Source organism: Stenotrophomonas sp. Ste96, from assembly GCF_024519495.1.
GTDB lineage: Bacteria > Pseudomonadota > Gammaproteobacteria > Xanthomonadales > Xanthomonadaceae > Stenotrophomonas > Stenotrophomonas bentonitica_A.
Genome location: NZ_JALJRX010000009.1, coordinates 1 through 19,740, shown reverse-complemented (window position 1 = coordinate 19,740; position 19,740 = coordinate 1). Strand labels below are relative to the sequence as shown.

Annotated in this window: 19 protein-coding genes; 10 read left to right on the top strand and 9 right to left on the bottom strand. The window is 67.7% G+C overall.

What is annotated here, in order from left to right; genetic code table 11:
• Window positions 1–12: 12 nt before the first annotated feature.
• The 3 genes from OC373_RS17195 (at window position 13) to uvrD (ending at window position 4,765) form a co-directional block, all read left to right on the top strand.
• Window positions 13–1,413, top strand: coding sequence for an FAD/NAD(P)-binding protein (locus tag OC373_RS17195; protein WP_070427492.1), 1,401 nt, complete (start codon window positions 13–15; stop codon window positions 1,411–1,413).
• Window positions 1,414–1,539: 126 nt separating this feature from the next.
• Complete coding sequence (gene bla, locus OC373_RS17190) at window positions 1,540–2,541, top strand: subclass B3 metallo-beta-lactamase (protein WP_216636712.1); 1,002 nt, start codon at window positions 1,540–1,542, stop codon at window positions 2,539–2,541.
• Window positions 2,542–2,575: 34 nt separating this feature from the next.
• A complete protein-coding gene (gene uvrD, locus OC373_RS17185; protein WP_019185629.1) occupies window positions 2,576–4,765 on the top strand; it encodes a DNA helicase II in 2,190 nt (729 codons plus the stop codon).
• A 67-nt stretch (window positions 4,766–4,832) separates the two neighbouring features.
• Here uvrD and OC373_RS17180 read toward each other — a convergent pair whose 3' ends face one another.
• Window positions 4,833–5,570, bottom strand: coding sequence for a hypothetical protein (locus OC373_RS17180; RefSeq protein WP_261998168.1), 738 nt, complete (start codon window positions 5,568–5,570; stop codon window positions 4,833–4,835).
• Window positions 5,571–5,678: 108 nt separating this feature from the next.
• Here OC373_RS17180 and OC373_RS17175 point away from each other — a divergent pair, with 108 nt between their 5' ends.
• Together OC373_RS17175 and OC373_RS17170 are read left to right on the top strand one after the other, a co-directional pair.
• The gene (locus tag OC373_RS17175) at window positions 5,679–6,005 is read left to right on the top strand and encodes a low molecular weight protein tyrosine phosphatase family protein (protein ID WP_261998167.1); all 327 of its coding nucleotides are present in this window, start codon (window positions 5,679–5,681) and stop codon (window positions 6,003–6,005) included.
• Window positions 6,006–6,142: 137 nt separating this feature from the next.
• Window positions 6,143–6,697 (top strand): hypothetical protein, encoded by a 555-nt coding sequence (locus OC373_RS17170; RefSeq protein ID WP_261998166.1) that lies wholly within the window; start codon window positions 6,143–6,145, stop codon window positions 6,695–6,697.
• Between the two features lie 4 nt (window positions 6,698–6,701).
• Here the strand turns inward: OC373_RS17170 and OC373_RS17165 are convergent, their stop codons facing one another.
• Complete coding sequence (locus OC373_RS17165) at window positions 6,702–7,433, bottom strand: ThuA domain-containing protein (RefSeq protein WP_261998165.1); 732 nt, start codon at window positions 7,431–7,433, stop codon at window positions 6,702–6,704.
• Between the two features lie 214 nt (window positions 7,434–7,647).
• Here OC373_RS17165 and OC373_RS17160 point away from each other — a divergent pair, with 214 nt between their 5' ends.
• The 3 genes from OC373_RS17160 (at window position 7,648) to OC373_RS17150 (ending at window position 9,045) form a co-directional block, all read left to right on the top strand.
• Window positions 7,648–7,905, top strand: coding sequence for a hypothetical protein (locus OC373_RS17160; RefSeq protein ID WP_019185634.1), 258 nt, complete (start codon window positions 7,648–7,650; stop codon window positions 7,903–7,905).
• Window positions 7,906–7,954: 49 nt separating this feature from the next.
• Window positions 7,955–8,524, top strand: coding sequence for a sugar O-acetyltransferase (locus OC373_RS17155; protein ID WP_070426221.1), 570 nt, complete (start codon window positions 7,955–7,957; stop codon window positions 8,522–8,524).
• 74 nt (window positions 8,525–8,598) lie between these two features.
• On the top strand, window positions 8,599–9,045 hold the full coding sequence (locus tag OC373_RS17150) for a universal stress protein (RefSeq protein ID WP_019185636.1): 447 nt from the start codon (window positions 8,599–8,601) through the stop codon (window positions 9,043–9,045).
• A gap of 112 nt (window positions 9,046–9,157) precedes the next feature.
• On the opposite strand, the gene OC373_RS17145 is transcribed toward OC373_RS17150, so the two are convergent.
• Both OC373_RS17145 and OC373_RS17140 read right to left on the bottom strand, forming a co-directional pair.
• Window positions 9,158–9,397: a hypothetical protein gene (locus tag OC373_RS17145; protein ID WP_019185637.1), complete on the bottom strand. Its 240-nt coding sequence runs from the start codon at window positions 9,395–9,397 to the stop codon at window positions 9,158–9,160.
• A gap of 82 nt (window positions 9,398–9,479) precedes the next feature.
• The gene (locus OC373_RS17140) at window positions 9,480–9,761 is read right to left on the bottom strand and encodes a DUF2782 domain-containing protein (RefSeq protein ID WP_019185638.1); all 282 of its coding nucleotides are present in this window, start codon (window positions 9,759–9,761) and stop codon (window positions 9,480–9,482) included.
• Window positions 9,762–9,858: 97 nt separating this feature from the next.
• On the opposite strand from OC373_RS17140, the gene polA reads away from it, so the two are divergent.
• Both polA and OC373_RS17130 read left to right on the top strand, forming a co-directional pair.
• Window positions 9,859–12,630 (top strand): DNA polymerase I, encoded by a 2,772-nt coding sequence (polA, locus tag OC373_RS17135; protein ID WP_070426219.1) that lies wholly within the window; start codon window positions 9,859–9,861, stop codon window positions 12,628–12,630.
• Between the two features lie 358 nt (window positions 12,631–12,988).
• Window positions 12,989–13,465, top strand: coding sequence for a YetF domain-containing protein (locus OC373_RS17130; protein WP_070426218.1), 477 nt, complete (start codon window positions 12,989–12,991; stop codon window positions 13,463–13,465).
• A gap of 29 nt (window positions 13,466–13,494) precedes the next feature.
• Here OC373_RS17130 and hemF read toward each other — a convergent pair whose 3' ends face one another.
• The 5 genes from hemF to OC373_RS17105 form a co-directional block, all read right to left on the bottom strand.
• Window positions 13,495–14,391, bottom strand: coding sequence for an oxygen-dependent coproporphyrinogen oxidase (hemF, locus tag OC373_RS17125; RefSeq protein ID WP_019185641.1), 897 nt, complete (start codon window positions 14,389–14,391; stop codon window positions 13,495–13,497).
• Between the two features lie 41 nt (window positions 14,392–14,432).
• Window positions 14,433–16,067, bottom strand: a complete 1,635-nt coding sequence (locus OC373_RS17120) for a hypothetical protein (RefSeq protein ID WP_070426217.1) — start codon at window positions 16,065–16,067, stop codon at window positions 14,433–14,435.
• A 51-nt stretch (window positions 16,068–16,118) separates the two neighbouring features.
• Window positions 16,119–16,682, bottom strand: coding sequence for a hypothetical protein (locus OC373_RS17115; RefSeq protein ID WP_070426216.1), 564 nt, complete (start codon window positions 16,680–16,682; stop codon window positions 16,119–16,121).
• A gap of 66 nt (window positions 16,683–16,748) precedes the next feature.
• Entirely contained in the window at window positions 16,749–17,168 is a 420-nt protein-coding gene (locus OC373_RS17110; protein ID WP_070427489.1) for an NUDIX domain-containing protein, read from the bottom strand.
• A gap of 28 nt (window positions 17,169–17,196) precedes the next feature.
• The gene (locus OC373_RS17105; RefSeq protein ID WP_261998164.1) at window positions 17,197–19,563 is read right to left on the bottom strand and encodes a S9 family peptidase; all 2,367 of its coding nucleotides are present in this window, start codon (window positions 19,561–19,563) and stop codon (window positions 17,197–17,199) included.
• Window positions 19,564–19,740 lie beyond the last annotated feature (177 nt).

The following is a 19,740-nucleotide window of genomic DNA, read 5'->3' as shown; positions in this document are numbered from 1 at the left end:
CGGTCCACGTGCATCGCCTACAATCGGGGCATGACTGCGTCCGATACCCATCGCCAGTGTGATCTGGCCATCGTCGGCGGCGGCGCTGCCGGCGTCCTTGTCGCACTGCAGGCGCTGCGCCATGCCGAGCGGCCGTCACGCATCGTGCTGTTCGAGCCGGCCTCGGTGCTGGCCGAAGGCATCGCCTACGCCACTCCGTGGCCCGAGCATCTGCTCAATGTGCCGGCCGGCAAAATGAGTGGGCTGCCGGACCAGCCCGCGGATTTTCTCGATTACCTGATCGACAGCGAGGCGATCGCCGATGTGCCGCGCGAGGTGCTGGCCGAACAGTTCGTGCCGCGCCGCCATTACGCTGCCTACCTGCGCCAGCGCCTGGAACAGGCGCGCGAACGCAGCGTGGCGGTGCTGGAGGTGGTCGAACAGCCGGTCTTCGCGCTGGTTCCCCACGCACAGGGCGTGCAGCTGCGGCTCGATGACGACGTGACCTGGAGCGCACAGCGCGTGGTGCTGGCCTGCGGCAACAGCATGCGCCCGCTGCCGGTGCCCGGTGCCGACGCACTGCCGCCCGCGCAGGCGGTGGAAGCCTGGGATTACGACGGCGTGCGTGTTCTGGCCGGCGATGACGATCTGGCCATCATCGGCTCGGGCCTGAGCATGGCCGACAGCGTGGTCGCCCTCGCCGCCGCTGGTCACCGTGGGCGCATTTTCGTGCTCTCGCGTCATGCGTTGCTGCCGTTGCCGCAGGCGCATGGCGCATCCGTCACCTTCGATCCGCAGCCACTGCTGGCGATGTCGCTGCGCCAGCGCATGCGGGAGCTGCGTGCGCAGGCCGATGCCGCCGTGGCGCGGGGCATTCCGTGGCAGAGCGTGATGGACCGCATCCGGCCGATGGGCCAGGCGCTGTGGCTGAGCTTGAGCGAGGCCGACCAGCGCCGTTTCCTGCGCCACGTGGTGCGCTATTGGGACGTACACCGCCACCGCATCGCCGAATCGGTGCACGCCCAGGTGGCCGAACTGGAGCGTCGTGGCCAGCTGCAGCGCCACCGCGCCCGCCTGGACACGCTGCTGGTGCAGGAAAGCGGGCTGCAGCTGCACGGCCGCAGCCCGGACGGTGGCCTGCCGCCATTGACCGTGGCCGCGGTGATCAACGCCACCGGGGTGGAGACGCGCGCACTGTCCATGCGCAATCCACTGATCCGGCAGCTGCTGGCCGACGGGCATGCCCGCCCGGGCCCGCATGGCCTGGGCCTGGATACCACGGAGGAGGAGGGCGGCCTGATCGACGGCCGTGGCCAGCCGCAGCCGGCGATCCGGGTGGTCGGCAGCCTGCGCATCGGCACCCTGTGGGAAAGCCTGGCGATCCCGGAGCTGCGGGTGCAGGCCGAACAGGCCGCGCGACGCAGCCTGGGCTGACGGCGACATCCTTCCCGGGGCCGCGCAACCAGCCGCAGAGCCACCTCATGCCTCCCTTTCGAAATCTGCATTGGTGATGGGGTGGAGACGGCTCTAGGCTCGTGTGTTTCACAGAGGGAAATGCCCATGTCGTCCAGCCCCGACCGGACCGCCACCCCTGCCCCTGCGAGGGCCACGCTGCGCGCACTCACCTTGCTGGGCGCCATGCTGGGTCTGGCCGCCTGCCATCGTCAGGCACCTGCTGATGGCGCTGTTGCGACCGCTCGGGGTGCCGAGGCAGCGGCCGCCGCCACCGCGCTGGGCGACATTCCCGCCTGTCCGGCGGGTGCGAGCGTGATGGAGGGATGGAACGATCGTGCCCCGCCGCGGCGTATCTTCGGCAATACGTGGTACGTGGGCACCTGTGGCCTGGCGGCCGTGCTGGTGACGTCCGATCAGGGCCATGTGCTCATCGATGGCGGCACGACACCGGCTGGCCCGCTGATCGAGGCCAATATCCGCACGCTGGGCTTCGACCCGCGCGACGTGACGTACCTGCTGAACTCGCACGAGCATTACGATCACGCCGCCGGCCTGGCGCATCTGCAGGCGGCCACCGGTGCACCGCTGCTGGCGCGGGCCCCTGCCGTGGCCACCCTGCGCAACGGCAGAAGCGACCGCAATGATCCACAGTACCTTGAGGAAGGCGCGGCATTTCCACCGGTAGCGCAGGTTCGGGCCATCGGCGATGACGAGGTCGTCCGCGTCGGTCCGCTGGCATTGACTGCCCACGCCACCCCGGGCCATACGCCGGGCGGAACCAGCTGGACCTGGCGTTCATGCGACGCTGGGCGCTGCCTGGATATCGCTTACACCGACAGCGTCAGTGCGATCTCCGATGCGCAGTACCGCTATATCGATCACCCGCGGATGGTGGAGGCCTTCCGGCGCGGCCTGGACCGCTTGGCCGCGCTTCCCTGCGACGTGCATGTCACGCCGCATCCACTGGGCAGCGACCTGTTCGCCCGTCTGCAGGACGACGCGGCCTCTCCGCTGGTCGATGCCGGCGCCTGCCGCCGCTACGCACAGCAGGGGCGCATCAACCTGGACAAACGGCTTGCCGAGGAAGCGGCCGGACGCGCGCCCTGACGCAGGGGCGGCCCGGAGGGCGTAAAATGGGGACATGGATGTTTCCCACTTGCTCGACGGGTTGAACCCCGCCCAGCGCGAAGCTGTGTCCGCCCCGCCCGGCCACCATCTGGTGCTTGCCGGTGCCGGTTCCGGCAAGACCCGCGTGCTTATCCACCGCATCGCCTGGCTCAATGAAGTCTGCGGCGTGCCGACCCATGGCATTTTTGCGGTGACCTTCACCAACAAGGCCGCCGGGGAGATGCGTCACCGCATCGACCTGCAGCTGCCGCAGGGCAGCCGCGGTGCCTGGATCGGCACCTTCCACGGCCTGGCCCACCGCCTGCTGCGCCTGCATTACCAGGACGCCAAGCTGCCCGACAGCTTCCAGGTGATGGACTCGGACGACCAGCTGCGGCTGGTCAAGCGCGTGGTCCAGCAGCTGGAGATCGACGACGGCAAGTTCCCGCCAAAGCAGATCGCCTGGTGGATCAACGAGCAGAAGGACGAGGGCCGCCGCCCACAGCACATCCAGCCCGAGCCGCATGATGCGTGGCTGGAGACCATGCGCCAGGCCTACGCGGCCTACCAGGAGCGCTGCGACCGTGCCGGCCTGGTCGATTTCGCCGAGCTGCTGCTGCGCGCGCATGAACTGCTGCGCGACAACCCGGCCCTGCTGGCCCACTACCGTTCGCGCTTCCGCGAAATCCTGGTGGACGAGTTCCAGGACACCAACGCCATCCAGTACGCCTTCGTGCGCGTGCTGGCCGGCGACAGCGGCCACGTGTTCGTGGTCGGCGACGACGACCAGGCCATCTACGGCTGGCGCGGCGCCAAGGTCGAGAACGTCCAGCGCTTCCTGAAGGATTTCCCGGGTGCGCAGACCGTGCGCCTGGAGCAGAACTACCGCTCCACCGCCAACATCCTCGGCGCGGCCAATGCGGTGATCGCGCACAACCCGGACCGCATCGGCAAGGAGTTGTGGACCGACAGCGGCGATGGCGATCCGATCGATCTGTACGCGGCCTACAACGAAATGGACGAGGCGCGTTACGTGGTCGAGCGGGCGCGCCAGTGGGTGCGCGATGGCGGCAGCTACGGCGACGTGGCCGTGCTCTACCGCAGCAACGCACAGTCGCGCGCGTTCGAAGAAGCACTGCTCTCCGAGCAGGTGCCGTACCGTGTGTATGGCGGCATGCGCTTCTTCGAGCGCGCCGAAATCAAGGACGCGCTGGCATACCTGCGGTTGATGACCAACCGCAACGATGACGCCGCCTTCGAACGCGCGGTCAACACGCCGACGCGCGGCATCGGCGACCGCACCCTGGATGAAGTGCGCCGGTTGGCGCGCGCCCAGGCGATCTCGCTGTGGGAAGCGACCATGCTGACCACCCAGGGGAATGCGCTGGCCGCACGCGCACGCAACGCGCTGGCCGGTTTCCTGGTGCTGGTCAATCAGCTCCAGGCCGAAGCGGACACGATGACCCTGGCCGAACGCATCGACCACGTGCTGATGCGCTCGGGCCTGCGTGAGCACTGGTCCAAGGAAAGCCGCAATGCGCTGGATTCGGAATCGCGCGCGGACAACCTGGACGAACTGGTCTCGGTGGCCTCGCGCTTCGTGCGTCGCGAGGATGATGTCGAAGAAACCCAGGACATGAGCGAGCTGGTCGCCTTCCTCGCCTACGCCTCGCTGGAGGCTGGCGAAGGCCAGGCCCAGGCTGGCGAAGAGGGCGTGCAGTTGATGACGCTGCACGCCGCCAAGGGCCTGGAATTCCCGCTGGTGTTCCTGGCCGGCATGGAAGACGGCCTGTTCCCGAGTGCACGTTCGCTGGAAGAAAGCGGCCGGCTGGAAGAAGAGCGTCGTCTGGCCTACGTGGGCATCACGCGCGCGCGCCAGAAGCTGGTGCTCTGCTACGCCGAATCGCGCCGCATCCATGGCCAGGACAACTACAACGTGCCCTCGCGTTTCCTGCGCGAGATCCCGCGTGAGCTGGTGAACGAAGTGCGCCCCAAGGTGCAGGTCTCGCGCGGCACCTCGCTGGGCGCCAACCGGGTGATGGGCCATGCGGCGCTGGAAGCACCGCCGCTCAAGCTGGGCGCGATGGTCAACCATCCCAAGTTCGGCGAAGGCATGGTCACCGACTACGAAGGCAGCGGCCAGCACGCCCGCGTGCAGGTGGAATTCATCGAGGCCGGCAGCAAGTGGCTGGTGATGGCGTATGCCAACCTGACGGTGATCTGATCACCGTCGGGGGCCGGGAATTCCTGTAGAGCCGAGCCATGCTCGGCTCCTCAACAGCGGTCGATCGTCAGCCGGTCGTGAACGTCTCCACGGCTGCCACCACCCCGGCGCGTTCCATCAGCTCTTCATGCTGACGGTTTTGGATCAGCACATAGCGCCCTTCCTCCGGCGACAGCACTTCGATCACCTCGTCGCGATAATTGGTGATCTCGATGAAGCCATCGCTCACTCCGTTGAGGTTTTCGATCTCGGCCATCAGTGTCTCAAGACTCACGATGGCCCCGTCCTTGTCCGCTCCGCCGCCAGTCCGGGGGTTGTCGAAATACAGGCTGATCTTCGGTTGCCTGATCCTGCGCCAGTTGTTGACGTCGACGATGTGATGCGTGGACCACTTGAAATCCTCTTCTGATTCGTTGCCGCTGAACTCGCACTGGAAGATCGGCAGACACAGGAACAGGTCGGTTCGATTCGCACTGCGGTTCAGGAGCCCGTGATACGTGCTGGGAACCGCTATCGCGTGGGTGAATCCATAGATGTTTGGTGGAATAGCAAAAATCGTCGGTCTGTCATGAGACAGGTGGGACGGCGCGCTCAGCCCTACGCTGGAAGCGAACTGCGGATCATGGATGTCCTTCGAGGTGATCGCCAGATCATGCCCGTCGGCGTTTCGCAGGCAGCAATAAAGCGTGTACGTCGCAACGACGTATTTGCCAACGTAGCAACCATGGGCTTGGCCGACCTCGCCAAATTCCCTCAACAGCTCATCTCTGGTGATCATGGTTATCTGGACGGTGGGGAAGCCCATGATGGCTGTCGGAACCTTCGTCAGCAATGCAATTTGTTTAGATTGTCCTGTGGAGTCAGATCCCTTTTCCGATGGAAAAGGAATCCGCCCCCGATTACGCTGCGAGCCATGACCCGCAACGTACTTTTCCTTTGCAGCCAGAACCGCCTGCGCAGCCCGACGGCCGAGCAGGTATTTGCCGATTGGCCCGGTATCGAGACCGCCTCGGCAGGGCTGCTGGCCCACGCCGAGGAAGTGCTCAGTTCGGAACTGTTGCAGTGGGCCGACCTGGTCTTCGTGATGGAGAAGGCGCACCGCAACCGGCTGTCCAGTCGCTACAACGCATGGCTGGGCGGCAAGCGGGTAATCTGCCTGGATATCCCGGACGACTACGAGTACATGGACCCGGTGCTGGTGGAGTTGCTCAAACGTAAGGTGGCGCCGTTCCTGCGTTGACCGCGCTGTTGTAGCGCCGAGCCATGCTCGGCTGCTTACTGCCGAAAGGCAGTCGAGCACCGCTCGACTCTACACATGGGAGCCGGCCAGCGGCCGGCACTACAATGGGCGGCATTCCTTTCGCGCAGGCCCCCGCCATGACCGATTCGCCGCTGCACGTCACCGTGAAGTTGAACGCCAAGCTTCAGCCCGAGCATCGCCACGAGCTGTTCGAAGATCCGCTGGATGCCCTGCTGGGCACTGCCGAACTGGGCGAGATCACGGGCGGTGGCACCGCGCTGACCGACGACGGCGAAGTGGACTATGGCGATATCGAGATCGCGCTGAACGATCCGGCCTCGCTGCCCGGCGTGATCGAGCTGCTGCAGCAGCTGGGTGCACCCAAGGGCTCGCTGATCCAGCGCGAAGGCGTTGCCGATCAGCCGTTCGGTGTCACCGAGGGCCTGGCGTTGTACTTGAACGGCACCGACCTCCCCGATGAGGTCTACGAGCAGTGCGATTCGAACTACGTGTTCGAGCAGATCGTCGAGCGTATCGAAGGCCACGGCGAGATCTGCAGCTGGTGGCAGGGCCGGACCGAGACGGCGCTGTATCTGTATGGCGCCTCGTTCGACACGATGCACGAGCGTATCGTCGATCTGCTGGCGAGCTACCCGCTGTGCCAGGGCGCGCGCGTGGTACGCACCGCCTGATCGATCAACACGCCGGCGCGTGGCCTGCCGCATAGCGCAGGCCACGGCGCAGCTGCGCGCGGACATTCGGGTCGGCATACACCGCCGCGTCGTGGCCCAGCCCGGTGTACCAGCTGCGGCCGCCATCGAAGGGCCGGCACCAGGCGATGGGATGATCGGCGCCCATGCTGCCGCCGTCGTAGCGCGATTCGTCCACCGTCGCGATGACCTGCACCATCCCACGGGGATTGCGCCGGTAGTTGTAGAGCTCATCGCGGATCGGCCAGGCCACTCCGGAAGCCTTCCCGTCCCGTTCGGGCTGCACCAACGTGTCCTGCAGACCTTCCGGGTGTTTGTGGAACCACGCGCCCACCAGCTCGCCATACCACGGCCAGTCGTACTCGGTATCCGCGGCAGCGTGTACGCCCATGAAACCGCCGCCGTTGCGGATGAACTGCTCCATCGCGGCCTGCTGCGTGGCGTCGAGCACATCGCCGGTGGTGTTGGCGAAGACCACGGCGCGGTAGCGGGCGAGGGTGTCGGCGCGGAAGTCGCGCGGATCCTCGCTGTGGTCCGCCGTGATCCCGGCCTCGGTGCTCAGCTGGCGCAGCGTCGCCACGGCCACTGGAATCGAGTCGTGGTGGAACTTGGCGGTGCGGGTGAAGATCAGGATGCGGTCGGCGCCGGGTGGGGCGGCAGGCCCGGCCATCGGGAGCAGGAGCAGCGAACACAGCAGGGCGATGAGCAGTCGGCGCATGCGCGGAGTCTGTCACGGGCCGTGGCGCCTGGCGTCCTGCGCTGCAGCACGGGCAACGCATGCGTGCGCGATCGGGCAGGGGGCGGGGCGGGCGGGCACGCTTCATCCCGGATCCTCCCCGGCTCATCCCGGATTTCACGCGCTTCGTCGCGTGCCGCTTGTCGCTTCCAAGGGCGGCGCCCAGAGTCTGCCCCTGTCCGCTGGGAGCGCACTCGTGAACAAGGGAATTCCGTATCTGCTTGCTGCACTGGTCCTGCTGACGTGGTCGGCAGGCTGGGCCGAGCCGGTGCTGGCCCTGGTCCACCACGCGCAGAGCTGCCTGGCCGGCGGCGGCGACTTCGATCTGCTGCGCCTGCGCTGCCAGCCACAGCCCAGCGTGGTGTGCATCGGCCCCGCAACGTTGTGGTTCTGGCTGAGCGGCGTCGTCTTCGCGGTGGTGGCACTGCTGGGCACACGGCGCGGCGCACGCTGACACGCGCGTGGGCAACCGGCATCATCGGGCTCTGTCTGATGGAGGCCACATGGGTCCGAGCGAAAAGGAAAAGATGCTGTCCGGGATGCCGTATCGTCCGGGCGACCCGGAACTGCAGGCCGAGATGGCGGCGGCCAAGGTCTGGATGGTCCGTTACAACGCCGCCCTGGCCGAGAGCCCGGCCGTGCGCCGCGCGCTGTTGCGCGAGCAGCTCGGTGCGGTCGGCGAAGGCGCGGTGATCCGGCCGCCGTTCCACTGCGATTACGGCAGCAACATCCGCCTGGGCCAGGGCGTATTCCTCAACTACAACTGCGTGATCCTGGACGTGGCCGAGGTCAGCATCGGTGATGGCACCCAGATCGGCCCGGCGGTGCAGATCTATGCGGCCGACCATCCGCGCGACCCGCAGGCACGCGCGCAGGGCCTGGAGTCGGCCAGGCCGGTGCGCATCGGCCGCAATGTCTGGATCGGCGGGGGCGCGATCATATTGCCCGGCGTGACCATTGGCGATGACGCGGTGGTCGGTGCCGGCAGCGTGGTCACCCGCGATGTACCGGCCGGTGCGACGGTGGTGGGCAACCCGGCACGGGGAGTGACTGCACGCACCCACGGCGATTGATCCAGCTCAAGGCACCGCGTCCACATCGGGTGTGCAATGGTGATGTTCCCATTGCCACCCCAAGGAGCTCTGCCATGTACAAGCGCATCCTGATCGCCACCGATGGTTCGGAGCTGGCTGAAAAAGGCCTGGCCAAGGGCCTGGAGCTGGCCAGGGACCTCGATGCCGAGGTCGATATCGTGACCGTCTCCGAACCGTGGGCGGTGGGCATGTACGACGCCATGGGCTGGAGCGTGGGCTACATGAACACGCCCGAGTACAAAGCCGACCGCGAAGAGACCGCGCAGAAAGTGTTGCAGCCGGCCAAGGCCGCCGCCGAGGCGCAGGGACTGCGCACCACCACCGTGCACGTGCTTGACCGCTATGCCGCCGACGGCATCATCGATACTGCCACTGAACGCGGCAGCGACCTGATCGTGATGACCTCGCATGGCCGCCGTGGCGTCACCCGCGTGCTGCTCGGCAGCCAGACCGCCGAAGTGCTGGCACGCAGCACCGTACCGGTACTGGTCATCCGGTAATGGGGAAAGCGGTAGTGCCGGCCGCTGGCCGGCTCCCAGGTTGGCCCGATGCACGCGCAGCCGGCCAGCGGCCGGCACTACCTCCTCTTCGTCGCAAAGCGTGCGCGTCCGATCAGTCGCGCAGCTTCAACGTCTGCGATTCATCCAGCGTGCCATCGGGCTGCAGCACCACATAGCGCTCGCCGTGGCGGTCGAACAGTACCGGGATCGGGTCGCGGAACAGCGGGCGGCGCACGAAGCGCAGCTGCCAGCCGAAATGCTCCAGCGTTTCCACCGCCTGGCGCTGCTCCGCCGTCAGGCCGGCGCGCAGTTCAGCCGGGTTCGGGGCAGTGCGGCGTTCGGGTGTGGTCATCGAGCGTAGGCGTGCAGGGACGGGCGTGTTGCCCCGGCCACCGCGTGCGGACACGGGGCGGCCGGGCGGACAACGCCGCGGTTCACCAGCTGTAGAGCTTCCAGTAGACCGGCGAGACGCCGTCCTTGTCACTGTCCATGCGGCCATCGCCGTTCTGGTCATACATGTAGAACGGGGCACCGCGCGACGGGGTCACCTTGACCATCCGCAGCTGGCCACCCACCCGGTATTCCTCGATGGTGTCGCCGTTGTCCTGGACCGTCTTGACCACGTCGGCACCGGTGACATCGACCGGGGGCCTGCCGCCGCCACCGGTGGCACAGCCGGCCAGCGCGAGCAGGCCTGCGAGCAACAGAATCTTCATGGGCCGGGAGTCCTTGGGCGAAGAGGGCCTGATTATGCCCGATGGATCGTGAGCCCGGCGCCGACGACGGTCAGGGCCGGGCGCGTAGAATCGTCGCATGAGCCGATTAGTCCTGATTGACGGGTCCAGTTACCTGTATCGCGCGTTCCACGCGCTTCCGCCGCTGACCAACGCACACGGTGAACCCACCGGCGCGTTGTTCGGTGTGGTCAACATGCTGCGCGCCACCCTGAAGGAGCGCCCCGAGTACGTCGCTTTCGTGGTCGATGCGCCGGGCAAGACCTTCCGTGACGACCTGTACGCCGACTACAAGGCCAACCGCCCGCCGATGCCCGACGACCTGCGCCCGCAGATCGAGCCGATGTGCCGCATCGTCGAAGCGCTGGGCCTGAGCATCCTGCGCATCCCCGGCGTGGAAGCCGATGATGTGATCGGCACGCTGGCCCTGCAGGGCCACCGCGATGGCCTGCAGGTCACCATTTCCACCGGTGACAAGGACTTCGCCCAGCTGGTCCGCCCGGGCATCGAGCTGGTCAACACCATGACCGGCAGCCGCATGGATTCGGACGCGGCGGTGATGGAGAAGTTCGGCGTGCGTGCCGACCAGATCGTCGACCTGCTGGCGCTGATGGGCGACGCGGTGGACAACGTGCCGGGGGTGGAAAAGTGCGGCCCCAAGACCGCCGCCAAGTGGCTGGCCGAGTACCAGCACCTGGACGGCGTGATCGCCGCAGCCCCGACCATGAAGGGCAAGATCGGCGAAAACCTGCGCGCGGCGCTGGAGCGCCTGCCGCTCAACCGCGAGCTGGTCACGATCCGCACCGACGTGCCGCTGGAAGTGACGCCGCAGACGCTGCCGCTGCGCGAGCCGGATGTGCCCTCGCTGAGCGAGCTGTACCTGCGCTACGGTTTCACCCAGGCCCTCAAGGAGCTGGGCGGCCCGGTGCCGGCCCCCGCCGCCGCCAGCGATGCCCCGGTCAGCCTGCGCGGCACCGCGGCCGGCTACGCCCGCGGCACGGCGGAGGAGGCGGTGGTGCCGGTCGACCCGGCGCTCTCCGCCCCCGGTGAGTACGAGATGGTGCTGACCACTGAACAGCTGGACGCCTGGGTGCAGCGCCTGGCCACGGCCGAACTGATCTCCTTCGATACCGAGACCGACGCGCTGGACGCCATGCGCGCCAACCTGGTCGGTATCAGCCTGGCGGTCGAGCCGGGCCGGGCGGCCTACATCCCGGTCGGCCACGATTACCCGGGTGCGCCGGCCCAGCTGCCGCGCGAGCAGGTGCTGGCAGCGCTGCGCCCTGCCCTGGAAGACCCCACCAGGAAGAAGCTTGGCCAGCACGGCAAGTACGACCTGCACGTGCTGCGCCGCCACGGCGTGAACCTGCAGGGGTACCACGACGACACCATGCTGGAGAGCTTCGTGCTCAATTCCACCGCCACGCGCCATGACATGGACTCGCTGGCGATGCGCTACCTGGGCTACACCACGATCAAGTTCGAGGAGGTGGCCGGCAAGGGCGCCAAGCAGATCTCGTTCTCGCAGGTGGGCCTGGACGAAGCGTGCCGTTACGCTGCCGAAGATGCCGACGTGACCCTGCGCCTGCACCACGCGCTGCAGCCACAACTGCAGGCCACGCCCTCGCTGGACGGCGTCTACCGCGACATCGAGATGCCGCTGGTGCCGGTGCTGGCGCGGATCGAAGCCAATGGCGTGCACATCGACATGGCCGAGCTGCGCCGGCAGAGCCAGGACCTGGGCTCGCGCATGCTGGCCGCCCAGCAGAAGGCCACCGAGCTGGCCGGGCGCACCTTCAACCTGGATTCGCCCAAGCAGCTGCAGGCCGTGCTGTTCGACGAACTGCAGCTGCCGGCACTGGTGAAGACGCCCAAGGGCCAGCCCAGCACCAACGAAGAGGCGCTGGAGGCGATCGCCGAGCAGCATGAACTGCCGCGGGTGATCCTGGAGTACCGCGGGCTGGCCAAGCTGCGCAGCACCTACACCGACAAGCTGCCGGAGATGATCAACCAGGACACCGGGCGGGTACACACCAGCTACCACCAGTCCGGCGCCGCCACCGGCCGGCTGTCCTCGTCCGACCCGAACCTGCAGAACATCCCGATCCGCACCGAGGACGGCCGCCGCATCCGCCGCGCCTTCGTCGCCCCGCCGGGCCGCAAGATCCTGGCCTGCGATTACTCGCAGATCGAACTGCGGATCATGGCCCACCTCTCCGAAGACCCCGGCCTGGTGCGGGCCTTCGAGCAGGGCGTGGACGTGCACCGGGCGACCGCGGCCGAAGTCTTCAGCCGCAGCCTGGAGGAGGTCACCTCCAACGAGCGCCGGGCCGCCAAGGCGATCAACTTCGGGCTGATGTACGGCATGAGTGCGTTCGGGCTGGCCCGCAACCTGGGCATCGACCGCGGCCAGGCCCAGGATTACGTGGCGCTGTACTTCAGCCGCTACCCGGGCGTGCGTGATTTCATGGAACGGATGCGCCAGCAGGCCCGGGACCAGGGCTACGTGGAGACCCTGTTCGGCCGTCGGCTGTACCTGAACGACATCAACGCCCGCAACCAGGGCCTGCGCGCCGGGGCGGAACGCGCCGCCATCAATGCCCCCATGCAGGGCACGGCGGCCGACATCATCAAGCGCGCCATGGTGAAGGTGGACAGCTGGCTGCTCGACCACAGCGACCAGGCCAAGATGATTCTGCAGGTACACGATGAACTGGTCTTTGAAACCGAAAGTAGTTTCCTCGATACCTTGCGTTTGAAAGTCGTTGAATTGATGTCGTCAGCGGCCGAACTGCGGGTACCGCTGGTGGTGGATGCCGGCGTCGGTGATAACTGGGATGAGGCACATTGAGGCCTGAATCACAGTCAAAAGGCTGAATCGGTTCATTGCGCCACGATAATCTGACTGTTGGATGAATGTTTCCGGGATGAGGGGCGGATTAATTGGGCCCCTTCACGAACTATCAATGTTCGGAGTGCTTTGATAGACCTCGACAGGCGCAATGCCTGTTGTGGATCTCTCCCATCCCCTGGAGCAGATCTCGGAACGGGGGCTCCTCCCCAAGCGCCCGTTCCCCGGCCCCGCTAACCTCCCCCTGGTTGGCGGGGCTTTTTATTTGTGGCGCCGAAAGCAGCCCGTCCGCGCCGCCCGGCCATTGCCTCGCAGCGGGTGCCGGCCCATGCTGGCTGGACCAGTCCGGGGAAAGGCGATGAGCGACCTGTTTGCATTGGCCATGCCGTGGTGGGAATTCATCCTGCGCGCGGTGGTGGTGTACGTGGTGGTCCTGGGCATGGTCCGGCTGTCCGGCAAGCGCGCGCTGGGCCAGATCACCCCGTTCGACGTGCTGTTGATCGTGTTGCTCGGCAACGCGGTGCAGAACGCCCTGCTGGGCCAGGACACCTCCCTGGGCGGCGGCCTGCTGCTGGCGGCGACGCTGATCTCGATCAACTACGGCGTGGGCTGGCTCAGCACGCGCAGCCGACGGGTGGAAACCCTGGTTGAAGGCGAGCCGATCCTGATCGCGCGCGATGGCAAGGTGCTCGATTCCGTGCTCAAGCGCGAACTGGTCACCCCGGCCGACCTGGACGCGGCGATGCGTCAGCAGGGCTGCCTGTCCATCGACGATGTCGCCCTGGCGGTGCTGGAGATCAACGGCCACATCACGATCGTGCCGAAGAAGGGGTAGCGCTCCGGCCGCTGCGGTGCCGCGGCCGGTTACACCCAGTCGCGCGGCACGAGATAGTCGGCCAGACGCGCCTCGTCGCTGCCGGCCTCCGGCTGGAAGCCATACTCCCAGCGCACGCGCGGGGGCAGGCTCATCAGGATGCTCTCGCTGCGCCCGCCGCTCTGCAGCCCGAACAGGGTGCCGCGGTCGTAGACCAGGTTGAACTCGACATAGCGGCCGCGCCGGTACAGCTGGAATTCGCGCTCGCGCTCGCCATACGGCGTGTCCTTGCGGCGCTCGACCAGCGGCAGATAGGCGTCCATGAAGCCGTCGCCGACCGCGCGCAGATACGCAAAATCGCGCTCGAAGTCGCCATGCAGGTCGTCGAAGAACAATCCGCCTACGCCCCGCGTCTCGTTGCGGTGGCGCAGGAAGAAATACTCATCGCACCAGCGCTTGTGCGCCGCATAGCGCTCTTCGCCGAAAGGCGCGCACAGATCGTGCGCAACCTGGTGCCAGTGCCGCACGTCTTCGTCGATCGGGTAGAACGGGGTGAGGTCGAAGCCGCCGCCGAACCAGGACGCCACCGCCACGCCATCGCGCTCGGCGCGGAAGTAGCGCACGTTGGCGTGCGTGGTCGGCAGATAGGGATTGGCCGGATGGAACACCAGCGAGACGCCGGTCGCGCGCCATGACGCGCCGGCCAGCTCCGGCCGGTTCGCCGAGGCCGATGGCGGCAGGCGGGTACCGGCCACATCGGAAAACCCGATCCCGGCCTGCTCGAACACCGCGCCGTCGCGCAGGATGCGGGTACGGCCACCGCCACCCTCCGCACGCTGCCAGAGATCTTCGGCAAAGCGGGCCTGGCCGTCGGCGGTTTCGATCGCCGCACAGATGCGGTCCTGCAGGTCGGTCAGATACGCGCGGACGCGGTCGAAGTCGTTCATGGCGCTACTTTACCGCAGGCCGGTGCACGGCCTGCGTGTGCTCAGTGGCCGCTCTTGCGGTTGCGGTTGCTGCTGTCCTTTGTCGCGGCAGGGGCCTGGGCCGGCGCATCGGCATCGTCGTCCGCCTCGGCCTCGGCGGCCATGCGCTCGGCGATCTGCTCCAGCCCGGCGCTGACCTGCAGCAGGCCCCAGTTGCGGGTCGCGTGCACATCGCAGGCGACGTGGGTGCCGTTGCCGTCCTTTGCGCAGATCGCGGCCATCTGCTCGGGCAGCGCCTCGTCACCGGTGTGTTCGTAGACGCTGGCCAGGTTCTCGCAGCCCTCGCGCACGCCGGCGGTGCACAGCGTCAGATAGAACGGCGACGCCTCGGCCCAGCGGTTGCGCAGCGCCAGCTGATGACCGGCGGCATTGCAGCCCTGCAGCTTGCCGGCCGCGCAGCACGCCTGGGCACCGCCTTCGCGGGCCAGCGTCGGGCAGTCCTGCGGCAGCGGGGTTTCGACGAAGACCACCGGCGCGCTGCACTGCTGCGCCTCGCCGGTGTGTGCGTAGTAGCTGAAGCGGTTCCAGCTGTCCATGCCGATGAGGTTGCCATTGGCCAGGCGCTTGAAGACGAAATCGTCGCCCTGGTCGTGACGTACGCGGATGTCGCCATCGACCAGGCGCGCGCGCAGCTTGCCGCCGAAGCCGCTGTCGATCATGCCGCCATCGCCGAACGGCAGATGGTCCATCAGGCCCTGGCTGGCCACATAGCTGCCGCAGGGCAGGGACGTGGCTGCCACCGGGCTCAACGCCGTGGCGTCCAGCCCCGCCAGCGGGGCGGCCCGCTCACAGGCGCGCGGGTCGTGGCCCCGGGTGCAGGCCCGATGCAGTGCATCGCGGGCGGGAACCAGGCGGCCGGCGTCCCACAGTGCTTCGGCGGCCTTGGCGCAGAACGTGCCGCTGGTCTGTGCCTGGCAGAGCGCGGTGATCTCATCCAGTTGCGCGGCCGGCAGCGGCGAGGCATCGGCGGTGAGGCCGCCGAGCAGAGCCTTGGCAAAGGCTTGGCTCACGGCTTCGCGCGCGGCCTCCAGGCAGGCGTCCTCGTCATACTGAGCGGATTCGGGCTTGCAGACGTCCGGTTCGGGCGGCTCTGCGGCAATGCTCTGTCTCGCGACCACCCTGTCGGCCTCGCGCGCTTCGGTCTGGAAGTTGGCCAGCAGGCGCTTGCAGGCGGCCGGGACATCCTCGTGGCACCACTGGCGGAGGCGGTCGTTGCTGGCGAAAAGCATGTCGTCCAGGCAGGTGCCGATCTCGGCCCGGCAGGACGCAGCGGGGAACACCGTGGCGGGGCGACAGGTGGCGGCCTTCTGCAGGCGGTACGCGTTGAAGCGGTCGCTGAGCAGGCGGCCGCCGTCCTCTACGGTCAGCGCGCCGACGCCGCCATTGTCCAGGTCGGCCAGCTTCAGCTCGTCGCCGAGGCGGCTGAGGAGGTACGGCTCGGGTGCCTGGCCGGGAATCTGCCGCACGCCTTCATTCGCACTGTGCAGGGTCAACGTGGTGCCGGTGTCCTCGGAGACGAACGTGCCGCACACCATCGCCTGGGCGGCTGCGGTCGCGGGCAGGCTGACCGCCGTGAGCAGGGTGAACAGGGTCGTGCGCCAGCCGTGGCGGCGCAGAAGGGGGAGGGAAACGGTCACACCATCATCCTTGCAGGTCGTGCAGCGCACGGTGGCGCTGCGGGGGAAATGTCAGCGGCGGAACAGGGCACGCACATCGGCCGCGCACAGGCGCACGATCAGCCAGCCCTGCAGGACCGCGAAGGCCAGCGCGGTCATGCCGGCAAGGCCGCTGCAGATCACGCGCTGCACGCGCAGTTCACTGCGCAGCTTGAGCAGTTCAATCGACATCGTGTCGTCGGGTATCTGCGCCAGCAGGTGGCCGAACGCATCGTCCAGCAACCACGCGGCGATCACGTTGAGCACGGCGGTGACCGCCAGCAGCACGATGAACAGTGCCCATGCCCAGCGCCAGCGACGCAGCATCCCCCAGCACGCCGCACTGCCCAGCAGGCTGGACATGCACAGCAGCACGTTGGCGAGCACCGGGTGGGTCAGCAGCCAGCGCAGCGAGCCGGGCAGCCAGTGCAGCTCCTCATCGGCCAGCAGCGCCTGCAGCGCCTCCGCGCCCGACAGTGGAATGGCAACCAGGGCCAGGACGGCCCACATCGCGGCCGAGGCCAGGCAGACCAGCAGGACGGACTTGAGCAGGGGGGCGAGAAAGGCAGGGGCGCCATCCCCGCTGGGCCGGGGCATGGAGGAAGGCAATTGCGGGGGAAGCGACGCTGACATCCGGTGTCCTGGTTGGGCAGGCCGCAACGTCTAGGTCGCCGCCACCGCGTTTGCGGCCGCGGGCAGGATATGGTCTGCGCTCAACGGTGCCAAGCGCCGCCCATGCGGCGGGCGCAACGGCACCCAGGCCAGTTCGGCGATTTCCGCCTGTGGCCGCGGCGTCCCGGTGATCGTGACCAGGAACGCATGGGCCCGTACGCGATGCCCGGCTTCGTGCACCGCCCACGCCTCGAAGCAGCCCAGCGCCACGGCGCTTCCAGCCACCAGGGTGACGCCGAGTTCTTCGTCCAGCTCACGCGCCAGGGCGGCCAGCGGCGCCTCGCCCGGCTCGGGCTTGCCACCCGGCTGGATGAAGGTCGCCGAGCCCTGTTTGCGCACCACCAGCACGTGGCCACCGGCATCGAAAACGACCGCGGCGACGATATCGATCGTCGCCGCGGCGTGCTGCACGTCAGTGGGCACCGACGTCATCGCTGGCTTACTTCAGGTTCTCTTCGAACAGCTTGAGGATGCGCTTGTACTGGTCCAGCCAGGAATCGGCACGCACATAGCCGTGGCGTTCCAGCGGGTACGGCGCGATCGACCAGTTGTCCTTGTGCAGCTCGATCAGCTTCTGGGTGAGGTTGACCGAGTCCTGGAAGAACACGTTGTCATCCATCATCCCGTGCGCGATCAGCAGGTGGTCCTGCAGGCCGTCGGCGTATTCGATCGGCGAGGACTTGCGGTACGCCTCCGGGTCGATGTCCGGGGTGTTGAGGATGTTGGCGGTGTAGCCGTGGTTGTACTGGTGCCAGTCGACCACCGGGCGCAGCGCGGCGCCGGCCTTGAACGTGCCCGGCGAGCGGAACAGCGCCATGAAGGTCATGAAGCCGCCGTAGGAGCCGCCGTAGATGCCGGCGTGGTCACGGTCGCCCTGCTTGGTCTGGACCAGCCAGTCCAGGCCGTCCTTGTAGTCTTCCAGTTCCGGGTGGCCCATGTTGCGGTAGATCGCCGTGCGCCAGTCGCGGCCGTAGCCGGCGCTGCCGCGGTAATCCATGTCCAGCACCACGTAGCCCTTCTGCACCAGCAGGTTGTGGAACATCTGCTCGCGGAAGTAGGCCGGGTATTGCTGGTGCACGTTCTGCAGGTAACCGGCGCCGTGCACGAACATGGCGATCGGGTACTGCTTGCCCGGCTCGAAGGTGTCCGGGCCGTAGTACTTGGCCCAGACCACACCGGCACCGTGCTTGGACGGCACCTGCACCAGCTTGGGCTGGATCCACTCGCGCGCCTTGAACTCGGCGGTGCGGGTGTCGGTCAGCACCTTGGCCTGGCCACCGGCGGCGGGCACCACGGCCAGCTGGGTCGGCAGGTAGGCACCGGAGTACCGCACCAGCAGCTGCTGGCCGTCTGGGGAGAGAGAGAAGTCCTCGACACCGTTGAGCGCGGTCAGCTCACGCACCTGCCTGCTGGCGGTATCGACCGCGCACACTTCGTAATCGCCCGGCGACTGCTGGTTGCACAGGAAGTAGAAGCCACGGCCATCGGCGCTGGGCACCGGCATCGAGGTTTCCCACTTGCCACCGGTCAGCGCCTGCGGCTTGGCCGTGCCCTGCTGGGTGTACAGGTGCGAGTAGCCGGATTCTTCGGACAGCAGCCACAGCGTACGGTTGTCGTTGGACCAGCCGAAATCGTTGAAGCTCCAGTTGATCCAGGCGCTGTCGGTCAAGCGATGACGCGTCTCCAGCTTGGCGCTGGCCGGGGTCACGCTGGCGATCCAGCGGTCCTTGTTGTCATTGGCGCGCAGCATGATCGCGGCCTGCTGGCCATCGGCGCTCCAGCGGATGCCGGGCGCGCCGGGGCCGCCCAGCACTTCCACCGGGCGATTGCCTTTCAGCGCGTCCTTGCCGGCGGCCTTGCGCAGCGCGGCCAGCGGGTCGGTGGCGATGCCCGGCAGACCGTCCAGCGACAGCGGCTTGACCGTGCCGGCCACGGCATCGACCAGCCACAGCGCGTTCGGCTCGGGATCGTTGCGGCCGACGCGGGTGCGGGTGTCTTCGAATTCTTCGTAACCCGATTCGGTCACGTATTTGGGCATCTTGCCGCCGCGGCCTTCATCGAAGCTCTTCGGCTTGGTGACCACGATCAGGGTGCGCGCATCGGGCGAGAGCACGCTGTCGACGATCTCCACATCGGCGCCCAGATACACCGGACCCGGCGCACGGGTGCCGTCGGCACGGCGCCAGCTGGCTTCCTGCGCCTTGAGCGCCTCGCGCTGGGCGCGATCGTTGCGCAGCGTGGCCAGGGTGCGCAGCTGCTGCTCGCGCAGGGTGTCGGCCTTGGGCGCGTCGTCCGGGTTCTTTTCGGCCTTCAGGCTGGCGACCTGCTGCACGCCGGCGGCGGCCGTCCAGTGGAACCAGTTCTGGCCGGTGCGCCAGATCACGCCGCCATCGCGGGCGAAATTGACCGCGCCGGATTTTTCGGTGCTGCGGGTCAGCTGGGTCAGCGCGCCACTGCGCAGGTCACGCACGAACACATCGCCATTGCGCACGAACGCCGAGCGCTGTCGCGCGCTGTCGTAGACCGGGCTGTCCACGTCCAGGGTGCCGCGCTGGTCATCGCCAACCTGCGCCGCCACCCCACCGGCGACCGGCTGGCGGAAGGTGTCGCGCACCGGGCTGCCAGTGCGCTTGAGCTGGTACTCCACCTGCTGGCTGTTCCACGACCACCAGGCGCTTTCGACCGGGGGGCCGATCCAGTCCGGGTCGGCCATGGCCTGCTCGATGGTGATCGGCGTCGGCGCCGCAGGGGCAGCGCCGCCAAGGGCGGCGAGCAGCAGCAGGGACAAAGGCAGCGTTCTGGGCATTGCGGGCGGCACCAATGAGGAAAACCCGGCAAGCGTAGCAGCCGCAAGGGCCGCGGGAAGGGGCCACAGGTCATGGGCGTGCGCTCATGAGCGACGGCCGGTGGGTCGGGCGCTGGGCCCCCATACCCTTTCCGGCGAATGTCCTCCGGCGTCGGCCTGCGGCCGCCCCCTCCCCCT

Coding starts and splice junctions, on each gene's coding strand:
- bla (WP_216636712.1), top strand. CDS start 1,540: ATGTCGTCCAGCCCCGACCGGACCGCCACCCCTGCCCCTGCGAGGGCC.
- uvrD (WP_019185629.1), top strand. CDS start 2,576: ATGGATGTTTCCCACTTGCTCGACGGGTTGAACCCCGCCCAGCGCGAA.
- OC373_RS17180 (WP_261998168.1), bottom strand. CDS start 5,570: ATGGGCTTCCCCACCGTCCAGATAACCATGATCACCAGAGATGAGCTG.
- OC373_RS17175 (WP_261998167.1), top strand. CDS start 5,679: ATGACCCGCAACGTACTTTTCCTTTGCAGCCAGAACCGCCTGCGCAGC.
- OC373_RS17170 (WP_261998166.1), top strand. CDS start 6,143: ATGACCGATTCGCCGCTGCACGTCACCGTGAAGTTGAACGCCAAGCTT.
- OC373_RS17165 (WP_261998165.1), bottom strand. CDS start 7,433: ATGCGCCGACTGCTCATCGCCCTGCTGTGTTCGCTGCTCCTGCTCCCG.
- OC373_RS17155 (WP_070426221.1), top strand. CDS start 7,955: ATGGGTCCGAGCGAAAAGGAAAAGATGCTGTCCGGGATGCCGTATCGT.
- OC373_RS17150 (WP_019185636.1), top strand. CDS start 8,599: ATGTACAAGCGCATCCTGATCGCCACCGATGGTTCGGAGCTGGCTGAA.
- OC373_RS17145 (WP_019185637.1), bottom strand. CDS start 9,397: ATGACCACACCCGAACGCCGCACTGCCCCGAACCCGGCTGAACTGCGC.
- OC373_RS17140 (WP_019185638.1), bottom strand. CDS start 9,761: ATGAAGATTCTGTTGCTCGCAGGCCTGCTCGCGCTGGCCGGCTGTGCC.
- polA (WP_070426219.1), top strand. CDS start 9,859: ATGAGCCGATTAGTCCTGATTGACGGGTCCAGTTACCTGTATCGCGCG.
- OC373_RS17130 (WP_070426218.1), top strand. CDS start 12,989: ATGAGCGACCTGTTTGCATTGGCCATGCCGTGGTGGGAATTCATCCTG.
- hemF (WP_019185641.1), bottom strand. CDS start 14,391: ATGAACGACTTCGACCGCGTCCGCGCGTATCTGACCGACCTGCAGGAC.
- OC373_RS17115 (WP_070426216.1), bottom strand. CDS start 16,682: ATGCCCCGGCCCAGCGGGGATGGCGCCCCTGCCTTTCTCGCCCCCCTG.
- OC373_RS17105 (WP_261998164.1), bottom strand. CDS start 19,563: ATGCCCAGAACGCTGCCTTTGTCCCTGCTGCTGCTCGCCGCCCTTGGC.